The sequence below is a fragment of the Mycobacterium sp. PDNC021 genome (genome assembly GCF_048282635.1).
Taxonomy (GTDB): domain Bacteria; phylum Actinomycetota; class Actinomycetes; order Mycobacteriales; family Mycobacteriaceae; genus Mycobacterium; species Mycobacterium llatzerense.
The window spans coordinates 457,510-480,111 of sequence record NZ_CP182502.1; the positions used below are offsets into that span (position 1 = coordinate 457,510).

The following is a 22,602-nucleotide window of genomic DNA, read 5'->3' on the forward strand; positions in this document are numbered from 1 at the left end:
TTCAGCTCGTGTGGCCATCATCACGAACCCGACCACCCTCGGTCATCCGACGTACGTCGGGTTGTTTCCCCGAATTGTCCGACGATCGTCGGATATCCGTAAACGTCGCTGGTCGTTGCTGGAGGCGATAACATGCGAATTTCCGGGGCGACAGGAGGTGCCGGCCATGGCGCACGCGATCCGCGATCCGCTCGAAGCGACCGAAGACCTGCGCCGATCTCCCGTGCATCAACACATGCAGCTCAGCGTGGTGTCGCAGGAACAGGGCGTCGCGATCCTGTCGATGCCGCTCGCGCCGGACCTGGCAGGGCTCGCGCCGGGCAGCGTCCACGGTGGGATGCTGGCGACGCTCGCCGACGCCGCTTCCGGCTTTTGCCTCGAAGGCTTCTTCGACCTCGAATCAGAAATCCCGGTGACGACCGACATGCACGTCCGTTACTACCGGCAGCCGCATGGCGGACCGCTCGTCGCGGAAGCCCAGGTGGTGAACGTCGGCCGCCGACTGCTGAGTTGCGAATGCACGATCGTCGACGCATCCGAGCGAGTCCTGGCCCGGTCGACAGCGACGTTCATGATCGTCCCGTTCGACGGCTGACGACGCGGCGCCGCTCACCCCACTCGGAGTCAGTCCGTCAACTCGGCCGATGACAGCGCGATCCGCCGGATCATCAGAACCAGGGTCGCCGAGAACCTGTCCAGCGGGTCGTCCATGTCCCAGCCCAACTGGGATTCAATGTGCGCCAGCCGCGCGGCCACCGTGCTGTGATGCACGTGCAGTTCCTCGGCGGTCCGCCGCAGCGACCCGAACACACAGAACGCCTCCGCCGTCTCGACCTGCAGTCGGCCCACGGGGGTCGCGGCGATCTCGTTGAGCCGGGCCAGCGCGTGATTGCCGCGCGTCGCGTCGGGCGGCAGCTCGGCCAGCAGCTCAAGCGCGCTCAACCGCTCGTAGGCGACGGCGCGCCGACCGAAGCCGGTCGACGATGCGAACTGCAACGCCCGCAGCGCCTGGCCCCATGATGTCGGCGCAGCGAACACCCCGCCGGCAGCCCCGAGCCCGACCCACGGCCCGCGGTCGGCGCCGACGGGCAGTGGCGCCGGGAACGCAGTGACGATCGCCTGGTCCAGTTCATCGGACAGGGCGCGCGTGTTGGTCCGGCCCTGGCACACCACCGCCGTCGCGGTACCCAGGTCCGCGGTCCGCACCGACACCGACGTCAACGCCGACGTGATGACCCGCAACGCTTCCGGCGACGACTGCGCCGACACCGCGAGCACCCGGACCTCGCGGGACTCGTCGAACCCCAGCAGTCTGATCGCGCGCGCCCGGTCCTCCGGGCGTTCCCGGCTCGACAGCACCACCTCGACGAGCGCCGGGTCACCGAAGCTGGGCGGCACCCGGGAACCGATGGCCCCCAGCGTGTGCCGCACCCGGTCGAGCAGGACGCCGTCGAGCGGGTGGGCCGGGGCGTCGCGCTCCAGCCAGACCTCCGGCGCCGGGCCGTCCCAGCGCACGTTGATGGGACACCCGGCCACTCCCCGCGCCGCCTCCAGCACCGCGTCGACGCCGGTGGCGTCGAGATCGTCGAAGAACCGGACGAGCCGCAGCACCGACTCCGGGTCACTGCCCAGCTCGGACAATCGCAACGCGCTCACGCCGCCATTCTGACAATGCTCAGAACTGCAGGACGCTGAACCGCCAGTCCAGTACCTGCCGGTCCGGGCCGTCGGTGGCGGCCGCGAACACCACCGACCGCAGATCCAGCGTGCCGCCGCGGCCCGACGGTGACGCGTGGGCCGCCTCGATATGCAGCTCGCTGTAGACGGTGTCGCCCTCGCGCACGGGTCCGGTGTGGTCGCACGACTCCCAACCGAGGACGGTGACGATGTTCGGCAGCAGCCGGGTGGCCTGGGCCAGCGCGAGGCCGATGGTATGCCCGCCGTACACCAGGCGGCTGCCCGCCACCCGCGAATCATGGTGCGTGGCAGCGATATTGAGCGTCAGCCGGGCCAGCTCCGGGGCACTGCTGACGACATCGGCGGTACTGGTCAACAGCTGGCCGGCGAGCGACGGATCGAACTGCGGGCCGGGCACCGCGGAGCGCCAGGCATCGATGTTCCACTCCGCGGCGGGGTCCGGCAGGCCCGGCACGTCGGCACCGATGGCGCTGAGGTCGTCGGCGCGGCCGGTGTCGGCGGCATCATCGCGCAGCGGCAGCATGGCACACCGGTGGAAATCGAGCACCGTGCGGCCGTCCTGGTCGATGGTGATCATCCGCAGCGCGGCCAGCCCGGTGCGCGGCTTACCCGGCTTGGCTGAATTCTGTTTGAGGCCAACCACTTCGGTGCGGGTGGTGATGGTGTCGCCGATATGCGGGAAGCGGTGGAACCGCAGGCCGCGGTAGAACAGATTCGCCTTGACCCGTTGGGTCGCCAGCGTGGACTGACCGATTGCCACGTCACACACCAGCGCCGGATGCGCCAGTGCCCGCGCTGATCCCGTGACGGCCGCGGACAATCCGGCGTCCAGTGGCAGCCGCATGCGGTCGCCGAGAATCGCCTGATGTACCGCCGCCGCGCCGTCCGTGAGCGTCATACCCGGCGCCCAGTCGAAGACCTGCCCTACGCTGAGGTCCTCGAAAAACGGTCCACCAGCGGCTGTTTGGCCCGACATGTCAGACAGAGTACTTCTCGATCAGCGACTGCTTGTACAGCTTGCCGGTATCCGTGCGCGGCAACTGCTCCTCGAACGAGATTGATCGCGGGCACTTGTAGTGCGTCAGGCGCTCTCGCAGCCAGGCCAGCAGCTCGCCGCCGAACTCGCGAGTGGCGTCGGCTGGATCCACGGTCTGCACAACCGCTTTCACGCTCTGGCCCATCTCGGCGTCTGGAATGCCGAACACCGCGGCGTCCATCACCTTGGGATGGGTGACCAGGACGTTCTCCGCTTCCTGCGGGTAGATGTTCACGCCGCCACTGATGATCATGTGGTGGCGCCGGTCGGTGAGGTAGAGGTAGCCGTCCTCGTCGAGGTAGCCGATGTCGCCGACGGTGGCCCAGCCATGCTGATCCCGTGAAGCCGCCGTCTTTTCGGCGTCGTCCAGGTACTCGAAGGTGTTCCCGCCCTCGAAGTAGATTTCGCCGGGCACGCCCTGCGGCTGCTCGTTCCCCTCCTCGTCGAGGATGTGCAGGACGCCCAGCATCGGCTTGCCGACCGACCCGGGATGCGTCAGCCAGTCCTCGGCGGTGATCAGGGTGGAGCCGATGGCTTCGGACGATGCGTAGTACTCGTCGACGATGGGCCCCCACCAGTCGATCATCTGCTTCTTGATCTCCACCGGGCACGGGGCGGCCGCGTGCATGACGCGCTTCAGCGACGACAGATCGTACGAATCCCGCACGGACTGCGGCAGTTTCAGCATCCGGGTGAACATCACGGGCACGAATTGGCCGTGCGTGATGCCGTAGCGCGCGATGGCGTCGAGACAGCCCTCGGCGTCGAACTTCTCCATCACGACGGTGGTGATGCCCTCGGCCTGAATCTGCATCGACCACACCGACGGCGCCGTGTGGTAGAGCGGCGCGGGGCTGAGGTAGACGGCGTCCTTCGGCAGCCAGAAGCTCATGAGCATCTTCATCAGCCCGGGCACCTCGGCGGGCGGCAGGTGCGTCAGCTCCCGTTTGATGCCCTTGGGGCGGCCCGTGGTGCCCGATGAGTACTGCAGCAGGTCGCCTTCGATCTCGTCGGCGATCGGCGTATCAGGTTGGGATGCAACGCATTCCGGGTAGCTGTCCCAGCCCGGCAGCTCACCGCCGGCAATGAGGAGCAGCTTGGGCAGTCCGCCGTCGAGGTGCTCGGCCAGGCCGGCGCAGGTGTCGCTCAGGGCCGCTGAGCCGATCACCGCGGTGGCTCCGCTGTTCTCGATGATGTACGCGGCTTCGGCTGCCGTCAGGTGGATGTTGATCGGCACGTAGTACAGGCCACTGCGCCGCGCCGCCCACATCGCGGCATGCATGTGCTCGTTGTTCTCCATGAGGATGGCGACGACGTCACCTTCGACGAGTCCATTGGCTCGGAAGTGATGTGCCAGCCGATTGGCGCGGGCCTCGAGTTCGTCGAATGTCACCACAGTGCCCGACGGGTGCAGGATGACGGCCGGTTTTCCATTGCCCACGTGCTGGCGAATCTGCATGACGGCACTCTACGACAGGCAACTTGACACCTGTCAAGTGGTGTCAGCGACCGGCGGGAATCAGTGCCCTGCCGTCAATCGTGGGCTCGTCGGCATCGTCGTCCGGCGAGGCGAACGGCGCCCACAGGGTCGCGGCGACATGACGACGGTTGATGATCAGCCCCACGACCGTCAGCGCACCATAGACGCCACACAGCACCAGCCGGCCGGTGGTCGAGGTGATCGCGAACTGCACCACGAACAGCGCCAACAGCAGCCACGCCGTCGCCCGGTGGAAGCGCAGCGACAGGATGAGCGCGACGCCCATCATGGTCTGGGTGGCAGTCAGCAGCACTTCTTCGATCTGCCGGCCATCAAGAACAAGCGCACCAGCACCACCGCCGGCCAGGTAGGCGATGGGCAGCGAGCCCATCAGCAGCGTCCACTGGTTGACCTTGGACGAGATGAGCATGGCGATCGCCGCGGTGCTCTTGCCCCGCGCGGCGAAGATCGTCGCGATGATGAACTCCGGCGCCTCCGAGGCCAGCGGCGCCAGCCACTGCACCAGCAGGAACCGGTCGACGCCCAGTTCGGTGCCGGCGTTGATCAGGCTGTTCGCGAACGGCTCCGCGCACATCAGGATGACCGCTCCGGACACCGCGAACAGCGTCACGACGGTGATCCGGCGGGCCCGGTCCGGCAGCGCGCCGATGGCCGCGGCCGTACCCACGAGCTCGGGCTCTTCGGGCTCGCCGCGAGTCAGTTTGTACAGGTAGAAGCCGAACCAGGCCAGCATTGCGACGCCGAGCACGAGATGGATGCGGCCGGTGGCCGGGATGACGAACGCGACGAGTCCGGCGATGAGCAGGAAGCCCAGCTCGACCCGGTTGCCGGGTTCCAGCGCGAGCATCGATTTGCTGGTCTGGTCGGCCGACATGCGCCGCGCGACGTACAACCCGACGATCACCACGACCGGCCAGCCGATACCCATGAGCAGCCGGTTGGAGCCGGTCATATTGGCGGCGGCGTACTGCACGTACTCGGCATTGTGGCCGGCGACGTAGGCGTAGTAGAGGTCGACGGCGTATTCGGGCAGCACCGCGATCAAGGCCAGGACGGCGACGGCGAGGCCACCGGACACGTCAACCTGCGCCGCTTCCGCCGCCCAGGCCAGCACGAAGCTGGCGGCGACGACGGCCGCGCCGAAGGCCAGCAGCGAGACGACGGGGTTTGGCTGCACGCCCGTGAGGCGCAGCGCCACCGCAGGCGCGACGAACACAGCGGCCAGCAGCAGGGATCGCACAAGCGGCCGACTCGTGGTCGGGCCGGCTGATCGGCTGCTGGTCACGTCGCAGACGGTACCCACCAAAAATCGACGCAGCAACTTAGTGTTGCTACGAATTACTGTGGTGTGCGGTGCTAAATTTGCTGGTCAGCGTCCTGAATATTTCAAGTTCGGTCACCCTAACTTGAATGTATGGCTAATCAAGATCAGCTGTCGCGGGCAGCCCTCGCGGCCACCGGGAGGCACGGTGTCGCGGCGAACGTGCGCACAGCGCGGCCCAGACGCCGGATCCGCGATCTGGCCGCACAGTCGTCACAGAACGGGCGCAAATACACAAAACCCCCGATCTCCTGGGAGACGGGGGTTGTGTGTTTGTACGCGGAGAGCCTCAGGCCTCTTCAGCCAAGCGGTGCTTGAGGGCGTCGAACTCGTCCTTGATGCCGGTGGGCAGCTTCTCGCCGACGAACTCGAACCACTCTTCGATCAGCGGCAGCTCGTTGCGCCACTCCTCGACGTTGACGGCCAGCGCCTCGTCGACGTCGGCGGCCTCCACATCCAGGCCGGCCAGATCGAGATCGGCCGCAGTGGGAACGATGCCGATCGGGGTGCTCTTGCCCTCGGCCTGGTGCTCGATGCGCTCGATGGCCCACTTCAGCACCCGGCTGTTCTCGCCGAAGCCCGGCCACAGGAAGCGGCCGTCGTCGCCACGGCGGAACCAGTTGACGAAGAAGATCTTCGGCATCTTGGACTCGTCGGCGTTCTTGCCGATGTTGATCCAGTGCTGGAAGTAGTCACCGACGTGGTAGCCGAGGAACGGCAGCATGGCCATCGGGTCGCGGCGCACGGTACCGACCTTGCCCTCGGCGGCCGCGGTCTGCTCGGAGCCCAGAGTGGCACCGATGAACACACCGTGCTGCCAGTCGCGGGCCTGCGTGATCAGCGGCACCGTCGTCTTGCGACGGCCACCGAACAGGATCGCCGAGATCGGCACACCCTGCGGATCGTCCCACTCGGGGGCGACCGACGGGCACTGCGAAATCGGGGTGCAGTAGCGCGAGTTCGGGTGCGCGGCCTTGGTCTCGGTCTCCCGGAGGATCCAGTCCTGGCCCTTCCAGTCGATCAGGTGCTCGGGCTCGCCTTCCAGGCCCTCCCACCAGACGTCACCGTCGTCGGTCTTGGCGACGTTGGTGAAGACGGTGTTGCCGGCGGCGATGGTCTTCATGGCGTTCGGGTTCGACGACCAGTTGGTACCCGGCGCGACGCCGAAGAAGCCGAACTCGGGGTTGACGGCGTACAGCTGACCGTCCTTGCCGAAGCGCATCCAGGCGATGTCGTCACCGACGGTCTCGGCGCGCCAGCCCGGGATGGTGGGCTGCAGCATCGCGAGGTTGGTCTTGCCGCACGCCGACGGGAACGCCGCGGCGACGTAGTACGCCTTGTTCTCCGGGGAGATCAGCTTGAGGATCAGCATGTGCTCGGCGAGCCAGCCCTCGTCGTGCGCCATGGCCGAGGCGATACGCAGCGAGTAGCACTTCTTGCCCAGCAGCGCGTTGCCGCCGTAGCCCGAGCCGTAGCTCATGATCTCGCGGGTCTCGGGGAAGTGGGTGATGTACTTCGTCTCGTTGCAGGGCCACGGCACGTCCTGCTGGCCCGGCTCCAGCGGCGCACCGATGGAGTGCAGCGCCTTGACGAAGAAGCCGTCGTCGCCGATCTTGGCCAGCGCCTTGGCGCCCATGCGGGTCATCGTGCGCATCGAGACGACGACGTACTCCGAGTCGGTGATCTCGACACCGAGCTTGGGGTCCTCGGCGTCCAGCGGGCCCATGCAGAAGGGCACGACCCACATGGTGCGGCCGCGCATGCTGCCGCGGTAGAGGTCGGTCATGATGCCGCGCATCTCGGCCGGGGCCATCCAGTTGTTGGTGGGGCCGGCGTCCTCTTCGCGCTCCGAGCAGATGAAGGTGCGCGACTCGACGCGCGCGACGTCCGACGGATCCGACAGCGCGAGATACGAATTCGGCTGCTTCTCGTCGTTCAGCTTCTGGAAGGTGCCTGCCGCGACGAGGTGAGCGGCGAGGCGGTCGTACTCCTCGGCCGAGCCGTCGGCGAACATGACCCGGTCTGGCTGAGTCAGCTCCGCAACTTCACGCACCCAGGCCAGCAGCCCGGCGTGAGTGGTCGGAGCGGCGTCGAGACCGGGAATGGTCGCTGAGGTCATCAAATTCTCCTGCTCGCAAATCGCAGCTATACCTCTTTAGAGGTTAACGTGAGTGACATACAAGTGGACAATCGGGCGGCTGTCCGATCTCTCACAAGAACGATTCAGAAAGCTCAATCGGCAGTCCTGTATCCGCTGGTACCGCGATTCGGGGCGGGTGACGGACGGTTACCGGTCAGTAGCGCGAGAGCCTCGCTCCGCACAATTCCAAAATCGCTCAATTTCTCGTTTTGTGATCTGCGGACGCCAGGCCCGCCTGGACCTCCAGTAACCGGTACGCCAGTTCCTCCTCGGTCGCCTGCCGCGCCGCCGCGACAGCCGTCCCGACCCAGCGGTCCAGCATCGCCCGACGATGCAGCCGTACGCGGACGCCGATGACGGTCATGGTCAGCGCCAGGCCCAGGGCCAATCCCATTACCCCGCCGATCCCGTCGGGCACCCCGGCCACCCCGGTCGCCATCCTGGCCAGCCCCAATGCCGCCCCCAGGCCGAAACCCGCGCCCAGCACGATGCCCAACCACATCTCGTCGGCACGCTGGGCCAGCACCGGGCCCGTGACCTCGGGCGGTGGCCATCGCCGCCCGGGACCGGGGCCGCCCAGCGCGGCGACGGTGGCTTCGCGAACCCCGTCGGCGGCCGCGGCCAGCCGGTCGCGGGCGTCGGCCTCGAAGCCCTCGGCCGCATCCCGGCCGGACGGCACCCGGCTGAGCAGATCGGCACGCAGGTCGCCGTACCGCCGGCGGGTCTCCCGGACCAGCTCCAGCCGCAGCCGCTGCAGTTCCAGCCGGGACGTCCCAGGCCACGCGCCGGACTGCACGAGCAACCGCAGCGAGCCCCGGCTGACGTCGGCGGCGCAGCGACGGTGCAGGTCGTCGGTGGTACGGCGGCTGTAGCGGCGCCAGTGCAGCGCCCGGCGCAGGTGGGCGTCGGCGTCCATGGCCGGGTCGACGACGAGGCCGTCGGCTGCCAGCGCCGCGGTTGCGGCCGCCGTGACCAGTGCCACCGTCGCGTCGGACGCCAGCCAGCGCCGCACGCGGTCGTCATCCAATTCTGTTGCAGCCAAGGTGATTTCACTCATCGACACACAAATCGCCCGGTAGCGGCCGGCGGCATCACCGGCATCGGGACCGGAGACGACATGCGCCAGGCCCGGAACGTCCGTCACCAACTCGTCCAGCGCAGCGGTGAACCGCTGCCAAACATCCCCTGACAACACACCCCCCAGATGCCCGCCCGATGCCATCGTCGCACCTCCGCGCAGGTGTGACCGACGCCGTTTTCAGGCAACTGTTGGGTATCAATCTGCACCACGATGCGGGCTCTCACAGCCAGATGAGAGACGATGGACGGATGTATGCCCAGCGCGAGGACGACGCTGCCTCGTCGGCCGGCGCCTCGGCGGCCGATTTCGAGTCCGTCTCCGAAACCACGGCGGCCCCCGCACACCAGCACCGGCGCGTCACCAGCTTCCGGTCCCGCCGGTCGAGCCTGTCCACCGGTCAGCAGAGCACCTGGGACCGTCGCTGGCCTGAGCTGGGCAAAGTCGCCCGGTCCGAGGACGGCGAACCCGCACCGCTGATCGATACCGCCGCCTGGTTCGGCCGCACCGCACCCGTCGTGTTGGAGATCGGCAGCGGCACCGGCATCTCGACGCTGGCGATGGCGCAGGAAGAACCGCACCTGGACGTCATCGCGGTCGAGGTCTACCGCAAGGGCATGGCCCAACTGCTCGGCGGCGTCGACCGGGCCGGCCTGACGAATGTGAGATTCGTCCGCGGCGACGGCGTCGACGTGCTGGAACACATGATCGCGGCGGGTAGCCTCACGGCGGTCCGGGTGTTCTTCCCCGACCCCTGGCCCAAGGCCCGGCACCACAAGCGCCGGCTGCTGCAGTCGGAGACCGTGGCGCTGATCTCGAGCCGCCTCAAGCCGGGCGGCATCCTGCACGCGGCCACCGACCACGCCGACTACGCCGTGCAGATCGCCGAGGTGGGCGATGCCGAGCCGACGTTGAAGCGCACCTCGGTCGACGCCGACCTGCCCATCTCGGTGCAGCGGCCCACGACCAAATACGAGGCGCGGGGCATGCGGATGGGCAGTCCCATCACCGAGCTCATCTGGGAGAAGCCCGAGTGACGATCACCGAGGCCATTCCTCAGGTCAAGCCCTACCCACCGACCCCGCCGCCGGGACCCCGGCCGCACCGGGTGCTGCTGGTCTGGGACGCACCGAACCTCGACATGGGCCTCGGGTCGATCCTCGGCGGCCGGCCGACCGCCGCTCACCGACCACGATTCGACGCGCTCGGCCGGTGGCTGCTGGCCCGCACCAACGAGATCGCCAGCGGCAGGCGGCCGGACCAGCCGCCGGTGGCTCTGGAGCCCGAGGCGACGGTCTTCACCAACATCGCCCCTGGTAGCGCCGATGTCGTGCGGCCGTGGGTGGAGGCGCTGCGCAACGTCGGTTTCGCGGTGTTCGCCAAGCCCAAACTCGACGAGGGCAGCGACGTCGACAGCGACATGCTCGCGCACATCGCGCTGCGCCGCAGCGAGGGTCTGGCCGGCATCTATGTGGCCTCAGCCGACGGCCAGGCGTTCCGGCAACCGCTCGAAGACATCGCCCATGACGGCACTCCCGCGACCGTGGTCGGATTTCGCGAACATGCCAGTTGGGCGTTAGCGTCGGATACCTTGGACTTCGTCGACCTGGAAGACATCCCTGGTGTCTTCCGGGAGCCGCTGCCGCGAATCGGCTTGGATTCGCTGCCTGATCAGGGCGCGTGGCTGCAGCCCTTCCGGCCGTTGTCCGCGCTGCTGAGCTCGCGCGTTTAGGAACAACTACAGATGACGTGTGCGGTGGCCAAAAATGGCAACAACTTTGAGCAGGACTTTATGCAGATAATCGTGAGGAGCTGACGTGTTCGCCTGGTGGGGTCGAACGGTGTACCGATTCCGATACATAGTGATCGGTGTCATGGTCGCACTGTGCCTGGGTGGCGCCGTATACGGGTCCAGCCTCGGCGAGCATGTCACCCAGAGTGGCTTCTACAACGAAGGCAGCGAGTCCGTCGCCGCGTCGGTCCTCGGTGACGAGGTCTACGGCCGCGACCGGACCAGCCTCGTGGTGGCAATCCTGACGCCGCCCGACGACAAGAAGATCACCGACCCGGCGTGGCAGAAGAAGGTCAGCGCTGAGCTGGACACCTTCGTCACCGACCACAAGGACAAGGTCGTGGCCTGGGTCGGGTGGCTGAAGGCCCCCGGCGACGGCCTGAAGAAGATGACGACGCAGGACCTGCGGCACACCTTCATCACCGTCCCGATCAAGGGCGACAACGACGACGCGATCCTGAAGAACTACCAGGCCGTCGCCCCTGACCTGTACAAAGTCAACGGCGGCAACATCAAGCTGGCCGGCCTGGAGCCGCTCGCGAGCGAGCTGACCGGCACCATCGGCACCGACCAGAAGCGCGCCGAGCTCGCGATCGTGCCGTTGGTCGCGGTCGTGCTGTTCTTCGTCTTCGGCGGTGCGATCGCCGCCGCGCTGCCCGCGATCATCGGTGGTCTGACCATCGGCGGCGCGCTCGGCATTCTGCGGTTCACCGCCGAGTTCGGGCCGGTGCACTTCTTCGCCCAACCCGTCGTGACCATGATGGGCTTCGGTATCGCCATCGACTACGGCCTGTTCATCGTGAGCCGGTTCCGAGAAGAACTGGCCGAGGGATATGACGTCGAAGCGGCGGTCAGACGCTCCGTCATGACGTCCGGCCGAACCGTCGCGTTCTCCGCGGTGATCATCGTCGCGTCGTCGCTGCCGCTGCTGCTCATCCCGCTGGGCTTCCTGCGGTCCATCACCTACGCGATCATCGCGTCGGTGCTGCTGGCCGCCTTCCTGTCCATCACCGTGCTGCCCGCGGTGCTGGCCATCCTCGGCACCAACGTCGACGCACTGGGTGTGCGCACCCTGCTGAAGGTGCCGTTCCTGGCGAACTGGCCGTTCTCCCGCAAGATCATCGACTGGTTCGCGGAGAAGACCCAGAAGACCAAGACCCGCGAAGAGGTCGAGAAGGGCTTCTGGGGCCGCCTGGTCAACGTCGTGATGAAGCGTCCGCTGGCCTTCGCGCTGCCCATCACCATCGCGATGATCCTGCTGGTCATCCCGCTGGGCCAGCTGGCCCTGGCCGGCATGAGCGAGAAGTACCTGCCGCCGGACAACTCTGTTCGCGTGGCCCAGGAGGAATTCGATCAGCTGTTCCCCGGCTTCCGCACCAACGCCCTGACTTTGGTCATCAAGAGCGACAACGGTCAGCCGGTCAGCGATCAGCAGATCGCCCAGGTGCGGGCCAACGCCGGCACCGTCAGCGGATTCGTCGCCCCGGACGGCAACGACAAGTCGAAGATGTGGGCCGAGCGGACCTACCAGGACGGCGGCTCCAAGGACCCGTCCGTCCGGGTGCTGTCCAACGGCCTCATCAACAGCGGCGACGCCGCCGAGAAGATCAACGAACTGCGCGCCCTGCAGGAACCGCACGGCGTGCACGTGATGGTCGGCGGCACGCCCGCGCTGGAGCAGGACAGCATCAGCACGCTGTTCGACAAGCTGCCGTTGATGGTGTTGATCCTGGTGGTCACCACCACCGTGCTGATGTTCCTGGCGTTCGGCTCGCTGGTGCTGCCCATCAAGGCCGCCCTGATGAGCGCCCTGACCCTTGGCTCGACAATGGGCATCCTGACCTGGATGTTCGTCGAGAACGGGCACGGTTCCGGGCTGATGAACTACACCGCACAGCCGCTGATGGCGCCGATGATCGGCCTGATCATCGCGGTGATCTGGGGTCTGTCGACCGACTACGAGGTGTTCCTGGTGTCCCGCATGGTGGAGGCCCGCGAACGCGGCATGTCCACCGCCGAGGCCATCCGGATCGGTACCGCGACGACGGGTCGCCTGATCACCGGCGCGGCGCTGGTGCTGGCCGTCGTCGTCGGCGCGTTCGCGTTCTCCGACCTGGTGATGATGAAGTACCTGGCGTTCGGCCTGCTGATGGCGCTGCTGCTCGACGCCACCGTGATCCGGATGTTCCTGGTCCCGGCCGTCATGAAGCTGCTCGGCGACGATTGCTGGTGGGCGCCGCTGTGGATGAAGCGCGTTCAGCAGAAGCTGGGTCTCGGCGAGACCGAGTTGCCCGACGAGCGCAAGCGTCCCGCGGTCCGCGAACCCGAAGACCCGCGTGCCCTGGTCGGTTCCGGAGCCCCGGTCCGCGCGCCGCATGATCCGACGCATCCGGCTGCCGGCCAGCGTGCCGTCCCGACCCGGATCAACCCGGGTCAGCCGCAGCCGCCGAGTCAGGCACCGACCAATCGGATGCCGAGCGCTCCCCCGCTGCCACCGGTTCCGCAGGCCCCGCCTGTGCCGCCGTCGGCCCCGCCGGCCTCGCTTGCTCAGTCCACTGAGCCCGCTGAGCCCGCGACCACGCGATTCAGCGCCGCCAAGGGCGCTTTCCGCAACGTGGTGTCGAACGTGACCCGCGCGGTCACCCCGCAGAACGACCCGACGCCGCCGACCGCGGCGATCGGCGACCCGGCGACCACCGCCTTCCGTCAGCCCTCCGATCCCGCCACTACGGCGTTCCGCGCGCCGGGTGGTGTCCGGCCGGCCGAGCCGGGCCAGGGCGCCACCGGCAACCGGGAGATCGAGTCGTGGCTCGGTCAGCTGCGGGGCAACCTCAGCGCCTCCGGGCCGCAGATCCAGACTCCGTCAGACGCACCTGCCGATCAGGGCAACGAGCCGACCACGGCGTTCCGCGCCCAGCCGGCCGATGCCCCGGATTCCACCGAGAAGATCGACACCGGGGAGACCCAGCGTCGCGGTACCGGCGGCGGGGTCAGCGCTGCGGATCTGCTGCGCCGCGAGGGCCGTCTGTAGCAGGCGGCGTCGGCCCCTGCGAGACCGTCGCGGCGGCTACCGCGCCGGCCTCGGCGAGTAGCTCGGCCTCGGTGGCCTCAGGATCGCTGGCGATCAGCACCCGGATGGCGCTGTTGAGGAACGCGACGATGGGCACGGCGATCAGTGCGCCGATGATGCCGGCGGTGACACCGCCACCGGCGATCGCCAGCACGACTGCGAGCGGGTGGACGGACACCGCGCGGCCCATCACGATGGGCTGCAGCACGTGGGCCTCCAGCTGCTGCACCGCGATGATCAGGCCGAGCGCGATCAACGCGTAGATCCAGCCCTTGGCGATCAGCGCCACCACCACTGCCACGAAACCGGTCAGCACGGCACCGACCAGCGGGACGAACGCACCCAGGAACACCAGGGATGCCAGCGGCAGGGCCAGGGGCACACCCATGATCGCCAACCCGGTGCCGATGCCGACGGCATCGACCAGAGCGACCACGAACGTCGCGCGGACATACCCGATCAGCGAGCCGAATCCGGCCCGGCCGGCATCCCGCACCCGATCCCGGACCGAGGCCGGGAAGATCCTGGTGACAAAGGCATAGATGTCGCGTCCGCCGTGCAGCAGGAAGATCAGGGTGAACAGGACCAGCAGCATCCCGGTGATGATCTCGGTGAGCGCGCCGGCGGTGGAGAAGACCCCGCTGGTCAACTTGGCCTGATTGTTCTTCAGAGCGTCGATGGCGGTCTGCCCGACGCTGTTGATCTGATCGCTGCTCAGATGCAGGATCGGGCCTTCGGTCAACCATTTGCGGGCGCCGTCGATGCTCTTGGCCACCTGCTCGACCAGCGCCGGGGCGCCGTCGATGAACTGGAAGACGACGAACGTCAGGATGCCGCCCATCACCACGATGGAGCTCAGCAGCATCACCGCGACGGCTGCACCGCGCGGCAGTCCGCGCCGCGTCAGCAGGTCCACGGCCGGCAGCAGGAACGCTGCCGCCAGGGTCGCCAGCAGCACCGGCACCACGATGACCTCGAGCTTGATGACCACCCACAGGACGGCGAGCACCGCACCGAAGATCGCCAACAGCCGCCATGACCAGGCTGCGGCCTTACGTACCACCGGATCGACCGCTGCGTCGGCTTGTGACATGGGCGCCAGCGTAGCGCCGCGGGGTGACGCCCAGCGAGAGCCGGAGGGGATCGCGCATGATTCCACGACGTTGTTGCACAATGCTTACCGCACACGGCGAGCCGCCCGCGACACGCCGGATACGCTGTGTGCGTGTCTCACGAGGCTTCAGGAGGTCCGCTGACGGCTCGCCGTCGCGGCTCCTGGATGGCGTGCCGTCGCGGTGACGCCCGTCCGCAGTCGGGTCGGGCACGCGGCAAATACTGGTGGCTGCGCTGGGTTCTCATCGGCGTCGCCGTTGCCGTGCTGACCATCGAGGTCGTGCTGGTGTGGGAGCAACTGGCCAAGGCGTGGCGCAGTCTGCTGTCGGCGACGTGGTGGTGGGTCGCCGCGGCGGCCGTCGCGGCCCTGGCCTCCATGCACAGCTTCGCGCAGATTCAGCGCACCCTGCTCCGCTCGGCCGGCGTCGAGGTCAAGCAATGGCGGTCCGAGGCGGCGTTCTACGCGGGCAACGCGCTGTCCACCACGTTGCCCGGCGGTCCGGTGCTCTCGGCCACCTTCGTGTACCGCCAGCAGCGGCTGTGGGGCGCCTCGCCGCTGGTGGCGTCGTGGCAGCTGGTGATGTCCGGGGCCCTGCAGGTGGTCGGCCTGGCCCTGCTGGGGTTGGGTGGCGCGGTCCTGCTCGGCGCGAGCAAGAACCCGCTGTCACTGATCTTCACGGTCGGCGGTTTCGTGGCACTGCTGCTGCTGGCCCAGACCGTCGCCGCCAACCCCCAGCAGATCGACGGCATCGGGGTGCGCCTGCTGTCGTGGTTCAACTCGTTGCGCGGCAAGCCCGCCGATGCCGGGCTGGACGGCTGGCGCCGCACCCTGAACCAGCTGGAGTCGGTGAGCCTGAGCCGCCGGACCTTGACCGTCGCGTTCAGTTGGTCGCTGTTCAACTGGGTCGCCGACGTCGCGTGCCTGGCGTGCGCGGCCTACGCCACCGGCGGGCATCCGTCGCTGGCCGGGCTGACGGTCGCGTACGCCGCGGCCCGCGCGGTGGGGGCGATTCCCCTGATGCCCGGTGGGCTGCTGGTGGTCGAGGCGGTGCTGGTGCCCGGCCTGGTGTCCAGCGGCATGACGCTCGCGGCGGCCATCTCGACGATGCTGATCTATCGACTGGTCAGCTGGATCTTCATCTCGGCGATCGGCTGGGTGGTGTTCTTCTTCCTGTTCCGCACCGAGAAGGACTTCGATCCAGATGCTCCCGGGTCCTCTGACACCGCGCCGGGTCCGGCGCCCGACGCGCCCGAGGCACCGCATGACACCGGGTAGTCGGGCGGCGGCGCTCCTGCTCGTCGCCGCACTGACCTCCTGCGCACCGGCTCCGAAACCGGTTCAATCATCCACTCCCCCAAGCAGTTCCACCAGTTCGTCCGAGCCGATCGTCACGCCGGTGCTGGCCGACGTCGTGGCCGCGCCGGTCCCCGTTCCGGCCACCGACGGCCGCGTGCACCTGGCGTACGAACTGCTGCTGACCAACACCTCGCCCGAGCCCGTGACGGTGGACTCCGTCGCCGTCATGGGGCCGGCCGGTCCGCTGCTGCAACTGTCCGGCGCCGGCCTCGGCTACTGGACCCGGACCATGGGCACCCGGGTCAGCACCAACGAGCTGGGCCCCGGCCAGCGGTCGATAGTGTGGCTGGACGTCAGCCTGACCGCGGGAAGCGCGGTACCCCAACAGCTTTCACACCGTGTCGTGGTCAAGGTACCCAGGCCGATGCCGCCACTCGTGCCGCCGGTGGTGACCGAGAACGTCGCGCCCGTGACGGTGTCCGACCGAAAGCCCGCCGCCATCGACCCGCCACTGCGCGGCTCCGGCTGGGCCGACGCCAACAGCTGCTGCGACATGACGCCGCACCGGATGGCGCTGAACCCTATCGACGGAAAGCTCTGGGGCGCAGAGCGATTCGCCATCGACTACGAGCAGCTACTGGCCGACGGGCAGCTGTTCAGCGGGGATCGCGCGAGGACAGACAGCTATGCCTACTTCGGCTCCGAGGTGCACGCGGTTGCCGACGGCCCGGTGGTGGCCGTGCTCGACGGCCTGCCCGAACAGGTGCCCGGCGTCGACCCGACCGGCCTCACGCTGGCGCAGTACGGCGGCAACCACGTCGTCCAGGACATCGGGAACGGCAACTTCGCGTTCTACGCGCACCTGAAGACCGGCACCGTCAAGGTCAAGCCGGGTGATCGGCTGAGTACCGGACAGGTGCTGGGGAACGTGGGCAACACCGGCAATTCCACTGCGCCGCACTTGCATTTCCACGTGATGAGCACACCCGACCCGCTGCGTGCGGACGGCCTGCCGTTCGTCTTCCGGTCGTTCAAGCTCACCGGCCGGCTGGCCGACATGGCGGCGGCCGACGCGCTCGACGTCGGTGGCCCCGCCCGGATGCAGCCGGGGTTCACCGCCCGCGACGAAGACAATGTCAGCCCATTGAACCTGGACGTGATGACTTATGACAACTGAGCAGGCCACCGGAAACCGCAGCGCCGCAAAGGCTTTCCTCACAGACGTGGTGTTGGTGGTGATCTTCTGCGCCATCGGGCGGCGCAGTCACGCCGAGGGCATCACCCTCGCGGGAGTCGCGCACACGAGCTGGCCGTTCCTGACCGGCACCGTCGCGGGCTGGGCGCTGTCGCAGGGCTGGCGTCGCCCGACGGCACTGGTCCCGACCGGCTTGGCGATCTGGATCAGCACCATCGTGATCGGCATGCTGCTGCGCAAGGCCTCATCGCAGGGCGTCGCGGTCAGCTTCGTCATCGTCGCGTCGACCGTCACCGCCGTCTTCCTGCTCGGCTGGCGCGGCGTGGCTCGATTCCGCAAGTGATTTCGGCGTGATTCGTATCGATAGCCGTTACGAATCACGCCGAAATCGCTGAAAACTAGCGCGCGGCAGGGCCGGGGAGACCGCAGCGGTCGCGGATGTCCTTGAGCGGCTGCCGGATGCCCTGCAGCTCGGCCTTCGTCTGCGGGTTCGCGGCCAGGTACTGCTTGACCTTGGCGTGCGCCTGATCCCTGGACAGGCCCCGCAGGCTGGTGAAGAAGTCGTTCACATCCGGGTGGGTGAACAGGTAGGCGGAGGTCGACGCCTCAACGCCTGACTTGACGCCGGCTATGTCCGCAGAGGTGCAGTTCGGCGGCAGATCGTCGGCGAGGGCCGACGGGACGGCACCGAACAGCATGGTGCCGGCGATCGCGCCGGTGCCGATGAAACCGGCAACAACGCGTCGCTTGGCCAGAGCGGTGAGCATCATGTGGTCAAACCCCTTCGTCGAGAGTTCCGGTAGCGAAACCCCGACGGGGCTACCGGCCCCACAAAGATAAGCAGAAAGAGCTGCTGACCGCCTGTTGTGCCTAGCGTGCGGCGGGTTGCGCCGCCGACACCGCCTGGGCCGGCGGCACCGAACCCGTCGCCGTCGTGACACCGGGCAGGGTGGGCGTGAACGGCACGGCACCGGGCACGCTCGGCATCGCCGGCAACGTGGCCGGCAGGCCGCTGCTCTGCTGCGCCGACTGCATCAGCCCCATCAGCTGCGGCAAGGTCAACGGCAGCTTGCACTGCGAGGACAACGTCACCAGCGGCGCCTGGAGGTTCTGCAGCGCGGCACCCTCCTGCGGGTTGGCGTCGAAGTAGGTCTTCAGCGCTGCCAACGACTGCGGGCCGGGTTGCTGCTGCGAGATGGTGGTCAAGGTCTGGTTGGCGACCGGGTGTGCGTCCAGGTAGGTGCCGGTCGAGGTGGCCACCATGCCGATGGTCTTGGCGACCTGGCTGGCCGCGCACGGATCCTGGCCCGCACCGGCCGACGGGGCACCGAACGACGTCACCACGACACCGCCGAGCGCTGTTACAGCGAACACCCCGGCAAGTCCACGGCGAACGGTCACGCTGGTCGTCTTCATGGCAAATCTCCTCACGGGTTTACCGGCCAACTACGGCCGTGTAAACACTCGGCAAACACTGCTTTCCCGGCGTGGCACCTGAAGAGGTGCCGGACCGCATCCGGGATTCGGCTCCCGCCATCTTGCCATCGGCGCCGGGCCACTGCCCAATCCACACAGCAAACATCCAGGTCACCGGCCGGTTGGCTCCGGCCCGAGCGACGCCCCAACCGTCACACCCGGGGTTGCTGGCGGGTCCCGAAATCGCCCGGTTGCAGTTGGATCAAGGTTCCCGCCAGGCGCCTCAACGGCGCTCGCGAGCCGGTCACCCTACCCCATACTGGGGTAGGGTCGGCCGCACGCAACGCCGATCAAAAACACTCCGGTGGCAACCGGGACGACCGCAGGAAGAAGGTTCGCCATCCAGCAGTTGATGATGCGGCTGAGCGGTCTGCTTCGGCGTTGGCGCTGGGCGGTTTTCGCCACCTGGCTGCTGCTCATGGTGCCGTCTCTGTATCTCGCGGCGACCCAGTCCAGCAATCTCAGCGGAGGCGGGTTCGAAGTCGCCGGCTCCCAGTCCCTGCACGTCCAGTACGAGCTCGAGGACCACTTCCCGGACGAGGGCGCCTCGCCGCTGGCGTTGGTCGCGGCCCCGAACGCCAACGCGTCGCAAGACGACATGACCGCCGCCGTCGACGAGCTGAAACGCATCGCCGCGGGCGTCTCCAACGTCAAGGTCGTGCCCGACCCCACGCAGGCCGAGCCGCAGGCCGGCAAACCCTACGTCGTGACGTTGCAGCTCGACTTCAACAACAGCGGCGCCGTCGACATCGCCAAGAAGCTGCGTAAGGCCGTCGGCATCGAGGGTGGCAAGCCCGGTAAGACCGCCGACGGCAAGGTCCGGCTGTACGTCATCGGGCAGGGCGCGCTCGGCGCGGCCGCCAGCGAGACCACCAAGCACGACGTCGCAGAGGCCGAGAAGTGGAACCTGCCGATCGTGCTGATCGTGCTGCTCGCGGTGTTCGGGTCACTCGCCGCCGCGGCCATGCCGATGCTGCTCGGCGCCTGCACGGTGATCGTGACGATGGGGGTGGTCTTCCTCCTGTCCATCTGGGTCACCATGAGCGTCTTCGTGACGACGACGCTGTCGATGTTCGGCATCGCGCTGGCCGTCGACTATTCGCTGTTCATCCTCATGCGCTTCCGCGAGGAGCTGCGCGCCGGCCGGGACCCGGAACAGGCCGTCGACGCGTCGATGGCGACGTCCGGGCTGGCGGTACTGCTGTCGGGCCTGACGGTGATCGCCTCGATCACCGGCATCTACCTGATCGGCACGCCGGTGCTGTCGTCGATGGCCACCGGCGCCATCCTGGCCGTCGCCGTCGCGGTGCTGACCTCGACCACCTTGATCCCGGCGGTGCTGGCCACGTTCGGCAAGCGGGTCGCCAAACGCTCGTCGTGGCTGCACGTCACGCGCCGCCCGGACGTCACGCAGTCCCGGTTCTGGACCCAGTGGACCGAACGCACCATGCGCCGACCATGGCTGTCGGCGCTGCTGGCCACCGTCTTCCTGATCGCTCTGGCGGCACCGTCGTTCGGCATGCAGCTGGGCAACAGCATGCTGCGGCAGTTCCAGCCGACCCACGAAATCCGGGGCGGCGTGGCCGCGGCGGCCGAAGCGCTGGGCCCGGGTGCCCTCGGCCCGATCCGGATCCTGGCGACCTTCCCCGACGCGACGGCCTCCGACCCGCAGAACACCGCGACCCTCGATGCGCTGCACCAGACCATGACGCAGGCGCCCGACGTGTCGCAGGTGGCACCGCCGGTGTTCAGCAACGACAACCGCAGCGCCCTGTTCTCAGTCGTGCTGGCAGTCGATCCCGAGGACCTGGTCGCGCGCGATTCGATCACGTGGCTGCGGCAGCATCTGCCGGGCGTCGCGGGCCCGAATGTCGCGATCGCGGTCGGCGGACCGACGGCGCTGATCATGGACTTCGACCACCGCGTCGCGAACACCGAGGTTCTGGTGTTCGTCTTCGTGTCGCTGATCGCGTTCGTGATGCTGCTGATCTCCATCCGCTCGGTCGTGCTGGCGCTCAAGGGCGTCCTGATGACGGTGCTGTCCGTGGCCGCGGCCTACGGCAGCCTGGTGATCGTCTTCGAGTGGGGCTGGTTCAGCGCGCTCGGGTTCAAGCCCCTGGAATCGCTGGACACCACCATTCCGCCGCTGGTGCTGGCGATGACCTTCGGTCTGTCCATGGACTACGAGATCTTCCTGCTGACCCGCATCCGGGAACGCTTCCTGCAGACCGGCAACACCCGCGACGCCGTCGCGTATGGCGTCAGCACCAGCGCCCGGACCATCACCAGCGCCGCGCTGATCATGATCGCCGTCTTCATCGGTTTCGCGTTCGCCGGCATGCCGCTGGTGGCGCAGATGGGCGTGGCGTGCGCCGTCGCCATCGCGGTCGACGCGACCGTGGTGCGGCTGGTCCTGGTGCCCGCGCTGATGGCGATGTTCGACCAGTGGAACTGGTGGCTGCCCGCGTGGCTGGACCGCCTGCTGCCGTCGGTGGATTTCGAGAAGCCGCTGCCCACCACCGACACCGGCAGTCTGGTCATCATCCCCGACGACATCTCTGCCCTCGGCCCCTCCGGCTCCGAACTGCGCAGCGTCGTCAAGTCCGCGGCGAAGCTGCAAACCCTTGCCGCACAGACGGTTACGGTCTCCGACCCGCTGGCGTTCAGCGGCTGCAGCGGCGGCGAGCCCGGCGAGCCGCAGTACGTGCCGCGGGCTGTGCCGCGCCGCATCGCGGCGGCACCCGCTCGCAAGGACGGGTCGCGCACCGGGCTGGCACTGCTGCGACGCCGCTCGCACGGTCAGTCCCGGTCCGCGTCGGACAACCCCGACGTGCACCCGGTCACCATGTGGGGCGGACGGCTGTCGGTCGCCCTCGACGCCCTGTCGCTCAGCGAGAGCGACGGCCCCGCCATCGAGCGCCGCAGCCCGGTGGAGACCACGACGGTGCTGCTGCCCACCGGCGACCGGCTGGAGATCCCGACGGGCGCCGAAACACTGCGGCTCAAGGGCTACCTGATCATGTCCCGCAACAGCGTCCAGGACTACGCCGACTTCGTCGACCTGGTGTCATGCATGGACATCCGGACTGCGGCCGCGGTTCTCGCCGGAATTGACGGGTATTACTGTGGAGAACGGTCGAAGAACCAGTGGGTGGCCACCCAGTTGGTCCGCAGGTTGGCCGACCCGCACCCGTTCGACGACCAGGAAACGGCAGATTGGCCCGACGTCAAACAGCGTTGTCTGGCGGTGGCAGTGGCCATGTTGGAGGAGGCGAGGTGACGTTGACATCCGAAGTGAGGGACACCCCTTCTGGTGCCGACGATCCCGGTGCCTCTACCGCAGCCGGCACCAACGGGGCACCGACCGTCGCGTTCCCGGCGCAGGCCCCCGGCGAGAAGCCCGTCGAGTTCTGGTCGACGTCGGCCATCCGCGCCGCGTTGGAGAACGACGACCTCGCGGTCTGGCAGCGCATCGTCGTGGCCATCAAACGTGACCCGTTCGGCCGCACGGCCCGTCAGGTCGAAGAGATCCTGGCGACGACCAACCCCTACGGCATCTCCAAGGCACTATCCGAGGTGCTGGACCGCACCCGCACCCAGCTCGAGGCCAACGAATGCGCCGAGGTGGCCCGCCAGATCCGGCTTCTGATGGAACGCTCCGGCCTCAGCGAGACCGAGTTCGCGTCCCGCATCGGTGTTGGCGCACAAGAACTTTCGACCTACGTGGCCGGTACCACCAGCCCGTCGGCCGCGCTGCTGGTGCGGATGCGCCGGCTCTCGGACCGGTTCGCCAGGATGCGTTCCGCCCGCTCATAGACGCCCGTCGAGAAGGACCAAATGGTTGCTTCTGACTCGCCGGCCACGACCATTTGGTCCTTCTCGACC

Annotated in this window: 18 protein-coding genes; 9 read left to right on the top strand and 9 right to left on the bottom strand. The window is 68.0% G+C overall.

Translation table 11 applies throughout. The features are described 5' to 3' along the window. The first annotated feature begins 10 nt into the window (after positions 1-10). Positions 11-595, top strand: a complete 585-nt coding sequence (locus tag ACNO8X_RS02100; protein WP_418003951.1) for a PaaI family thioesterase — start codon at positions 11-13, stop codon at positions 593-595. 29 nt (positions 596-624) lie between these two features. Here ACNO8X_RS02100 and ACNO8X_RS02105 read toward each other — a convergent pair whose 3' ends face one another. The 6 genes from ACNO8X_RS02105 to ACNO8X_RS02130 all read right to left on the bottom strand — a co-directional run bounded on the left by ACNO8X_RS02105 (position 625) and on the right by ACNO8X_RS02130 (position 8,918). Continuing rightward, positions 625-1,656, bottom strand: a complete 1,032-nt coding sequence (locus ACNO8X_RS02105) for a PucR family transcriptional regulator (RefSeq protein WP_418003952.1) — start codon at positions 1,654-1,656, stop codon at positions 625-627. Between the two features lie 19 nt (positions 1,657-1,675). Further along, positions 1,676-2,674, bottom strand: coding sequence for a MaoC family dehydratase (locus ACNO8X_RS02110; RefSeq protein ID WP_418003953.1), 999 nt, complete (start codon positions 2,672-2,674; stop codon positions 1,676-1,678). 1 nt (position 2,675) lies between these two features. Further along, positions 2,676-4,193 carry a fatty-acid--CoA ligase FadD4 gene (gene fadD4, locus ACNO8X_RS02115; RefSeq protein ID WP_418003954.1) on the bottom strand — a complete coding sequence of 506 codons (1,518 nt, stop codon included), beginning with the start codon at positions 4,191-4,193 and terminating at the stop codon, positions 2,676-2,678. A gap of 43 nt (positions 4,194-4,236) precedes the next feature. Further along, on the bottom strand, positions 4,237-5,520 hold the full coding sequence (locus ACNO8X_RS02120) for a sodium:proton exchanger (RefSeq protein ID WP_418003955.1): 1,284 nt from the start codon (positions 5,518-5,520) through the stop codon (positions 4,237-4,239). A gap of 325 nt (positions 5,521-5,845) precedes the next feature. Continuing rightward, positions 5,846-7,675, bottom strand: coding sequence for a phosphoenolpyruvate carboxykinase (GTP) (locus ACNO8X_RS02125; RefSeq protein WP_418003956.1), 1,830 nt, complete (start codon positions 7,673-7,675; stop codon positions 5,846-5,848). Positions 7,676-7,892: 217 nt separating this feature from the next. After that, on the bottom strand, positions 7,893-8,918 hold the full coding sequence (locus tag ACNO8X_RS02130; protein ID WP_418003957.1) for a hypothetical protein: 1,026 nt from the start codon (positions 8,916-8,918) through the stop codon (positions 7,893-7,895). An 89-nt stretch (positions 8,919-9,007) separates the two neighbouring features. On the opposite strand from ACNO8X_RS02130, the gene trmB reads away from it, so the two are divergent. The 3 genes from trmB (at position 9,008) to ACNO8X_RS02145 (ending at position 13,597) form a co-directional block, all read left to right on the top strand. Beyond that, the gene (gene trmB / locus ACNO8X_RS02135; protein WP_418003958.1) at positions 9,008-9,811 is read left to right on the top strand and encodes a tRNA (guanosine(46)-N7)-methyltransferase TrmB; all 804 of its coding nucleotides are present in this window, start codon (positions 9,008-9,010) and stop codon (positions 9,809-9,811) included. Between the two features lie 14 nt (positions 9,812-9,825). Continuing rightward, the gene (locus ACNO8X_RS02140) at positions 9,826-10,506 is read left to right on the top strand and encodes an NYN domain-containing protein (protein WP_133760244.1); all 681 of its coding nucleotides are present in this window, start codon (positions 9,826-9,828) and stop codon (positions 10,504-10,506) included. A gap of 85 nt (positions 10,507-10,591) precedes the next feature. After that, entirely contained in the window at positions 10,592-13,597 is a 3,006-nt protein-coding gene (locus ACNO8X_RS02145) for an MMPL family transporter (RefSeq protein ID WP_418003959.1), read from the top strand. Here the strand turns inward: ACNO8X_RS02145 and ACNO8X_RS02150 are convergent. Further along, entirely contained in the window at positions 13,557-14,729 is a 1,173-nt protein-coding gene (locus ACNO8X_RS02150) for an AI-2E family transporter (protein WP_418003960.1), read from the bottom strand. The two genes, ACNO8X_RS02145 and ACNO8X_RS02150, sit on opposite strands and share 41 nt — an antisense overlap. A 186-nt stretch (positions 14,730-14,915) precedes the next feature. On the opposite strand from ACNO8X_RS02150, the gene ACNO8X_RS02155 reads away from it, so the two are divergent. Genes ACNO8X_RS02155 through ACNO8X_RS02165 form a run of 3 tightly spaced genes read left to right on the top strand, consistent with a single transcriptional unit; the run spans position 14,916 to position 17,584 of the window. After that, positions 14,916-16,025, top strand: coding sequence for a lysylphosphatidylglycerol synthase transmembrane domain-containing protein (locus ACNO8X_RS02155; RefSeq protein WP_418005739.1), 1,110 nt, complete (start codon positions 14,916-14,918; stop codon positions 16,023-16,025). Next, positions 16,012-17,223, top strand: a complete 1,212-nt coding sequence (locus ACNO8X_RS02160; protein ID WP_418003961.1) for a M23 family metallopeptidase — start codon at positions 16,012-16,014, stop codon at positions 17,221-17,223. The genes ACNO8X_RS02155 and ACNO8X_RS02160 overlap by 14 nt, the downstream gene beginning before the upstream one ends. Beyond that, the gene (locus ACNO8X_RS02165; RefSeq protein ID WP_418003962.1) at positions 17,213-17,584 is read left to right on the top strand and encodes a DUF3054 domain-containing protein; all 372 of its coding nucleotides are present in this window, start codon (positions 17,213-17,215) and stop codon (positions 17,582-17,584) included. Before ACNO8X_RS02160 ends, ACNO8X_RS02165 begins: the two co-directional genes overlap by 11 nt. 55 nt (positions 17,585-17,639) lie before the next feature. On the opposite strand, the gene ACNO8X_RS02170 is transcribed toward ACNO8X_RS02165, so the two are convergent. Further along, on the bottom strand, positions 17,640-18,011 hold the full coding sequence (locus ACNO8X_RS02170; RefSeq protein WP_418003963.1) for a heme-binding protein: 372 nt from the start codon (positions 18,009-18,011) through the stop codon (positions 17,640-17,642). A 100-nt stretch (positions 18,012-18,111) separates the two neighbouring features. Further along, positions 18,112-18,657: a hemophore gene (locus tag ACNO8X_RS02175; protein WP_418003964.1), complete on the bottom strand. Its 546-nt coding sequence runs from the start codon at positions 18,655-18,657 to the stop codon at positions 18,112-18,114. A 412-nt stretch (positions 18,658-19,069) separates the two neighbouring features. On the opposite strand from ACNO8X_RS02175, the gene ACNO8X_RS02180 reads away from it, so the two are divergent. Together ACNO8X_RS02180 and ACNO8X_RS02185 are read left to right on the top strand one after the other, a co-directional pair. Then, positions 19,070-21,997, top strand: coding sequence for an MMPL family transporter (locus tag ACNO8X_RS02180; RefSeq protein ID WP_418005740.1), 2,928 nt, complete (start codon positions 19,070-19,072; stop codon positions 21,995-21,997). Then, positions 21,994-22,533 (top strand): helix-turn-helix domain-containing protein, encoded by a 540-nt coding sequence (locus tag ACNO8X_RS02185; protein ID WP_043391179.1) that lies wholly within the window; start codon positions 21,994-21,996, stop codon positions 22,531-22,533. Before ACNO8X_RS02180 ends, ACNO8X_RS02185 begins: the two co-directional genes overlap by 4 nt. Positions 22,534-22,602: the final 69 nt, after the last annotated feature.

Bases quoted from the DNA above. Each gene is read 5' to 3' on its own strand.
- ACNO8X_RS02130 (WP_418003957.1), bottom strand. From the start codon at position 8,918: ATGGCATCGGGCGGGCATCTGGGGGGTGTGTTGTCAGGGGATGTTTGG.
- ACNO8X_RS02180 (WP_418005740.1), top strand. From the start codon at position 19,070: ATGATGCGGCTGAGCGGTCTGCTTCGGCGTTGGCGCTGGGCGGTTTTC.
- ACNO8X_RS02150 (WP_418003960.1), bottom strand. From the start codon at position 14,729: ATGTCACAAGCCGACGCAGCGGTCGATCCGGTGGTACGTAAGGCCGCA.
- fadD4 (WP_418003954.1), bottom strand. From the start codon at position 4,193: ATGCAGATTCGCCAGCACGTGGGCAATGGAAAACCGGCCGTCATCCTG.
- trmB (WP_418003958.1), top strand. From the start codon at position 9,008: ATGAGAGACGATGGACGGATGTATGCCCAGCGCGAGGACGACGCTGCC.
- ACNO8X_RS02175 (WP_418003964.1), bottom strand. From the start codon at position 18,657: ATGAAGACGACCAGCGTGACCGTTCGCCGTGGACTTGCCGGGGTGTTC.
- ACNO8X_RS02155 (WP_418005739.1), top strand. From the start codon at position 14,916: ATGGCGTGCCGTCGCGGTGACGCCCGTCCGCAGTCGGGTCGGGCACGC.
- ACNO8X_RS02170 (WP_418003963.1), bottom strand. From the start codon at position 18,011: ATGATGCTCACCGCTCTGGCCAAGCGACGCGTTGTTGCCGGTTTCATC.
- ACNO8X_RS02125 (WP_418003956.1), bottom strand. From the start codon at position 7,675: ATGACCTCAGCGACCATTCCCGGTCTCGACGCCGCTCCGACCACTCAC.
- ACNO8X_RS02165 (WP_418003962.1), top strand. From the start codon at position 17,213: ATGACAACTGAGCAGGCCACCGGAAACCGCAGCGCCGCAAAGGCTTTC.
- ACNO8X_RS02110 (WP_418003953.1), bottom strand. From the start codon at position 2,674: ATGTCGGGCCAAACAGCCGCTGGTGGACCGTTTTTCGAGGACCTCAGC.
- ACNO8X_RS02160 (WP_418003961.1), top strand. From the start codon at position 16,012: ATGACACCGGGTAGTCGGGCGGCGGCGCTCCTGCTCGTCGCCGCACTG.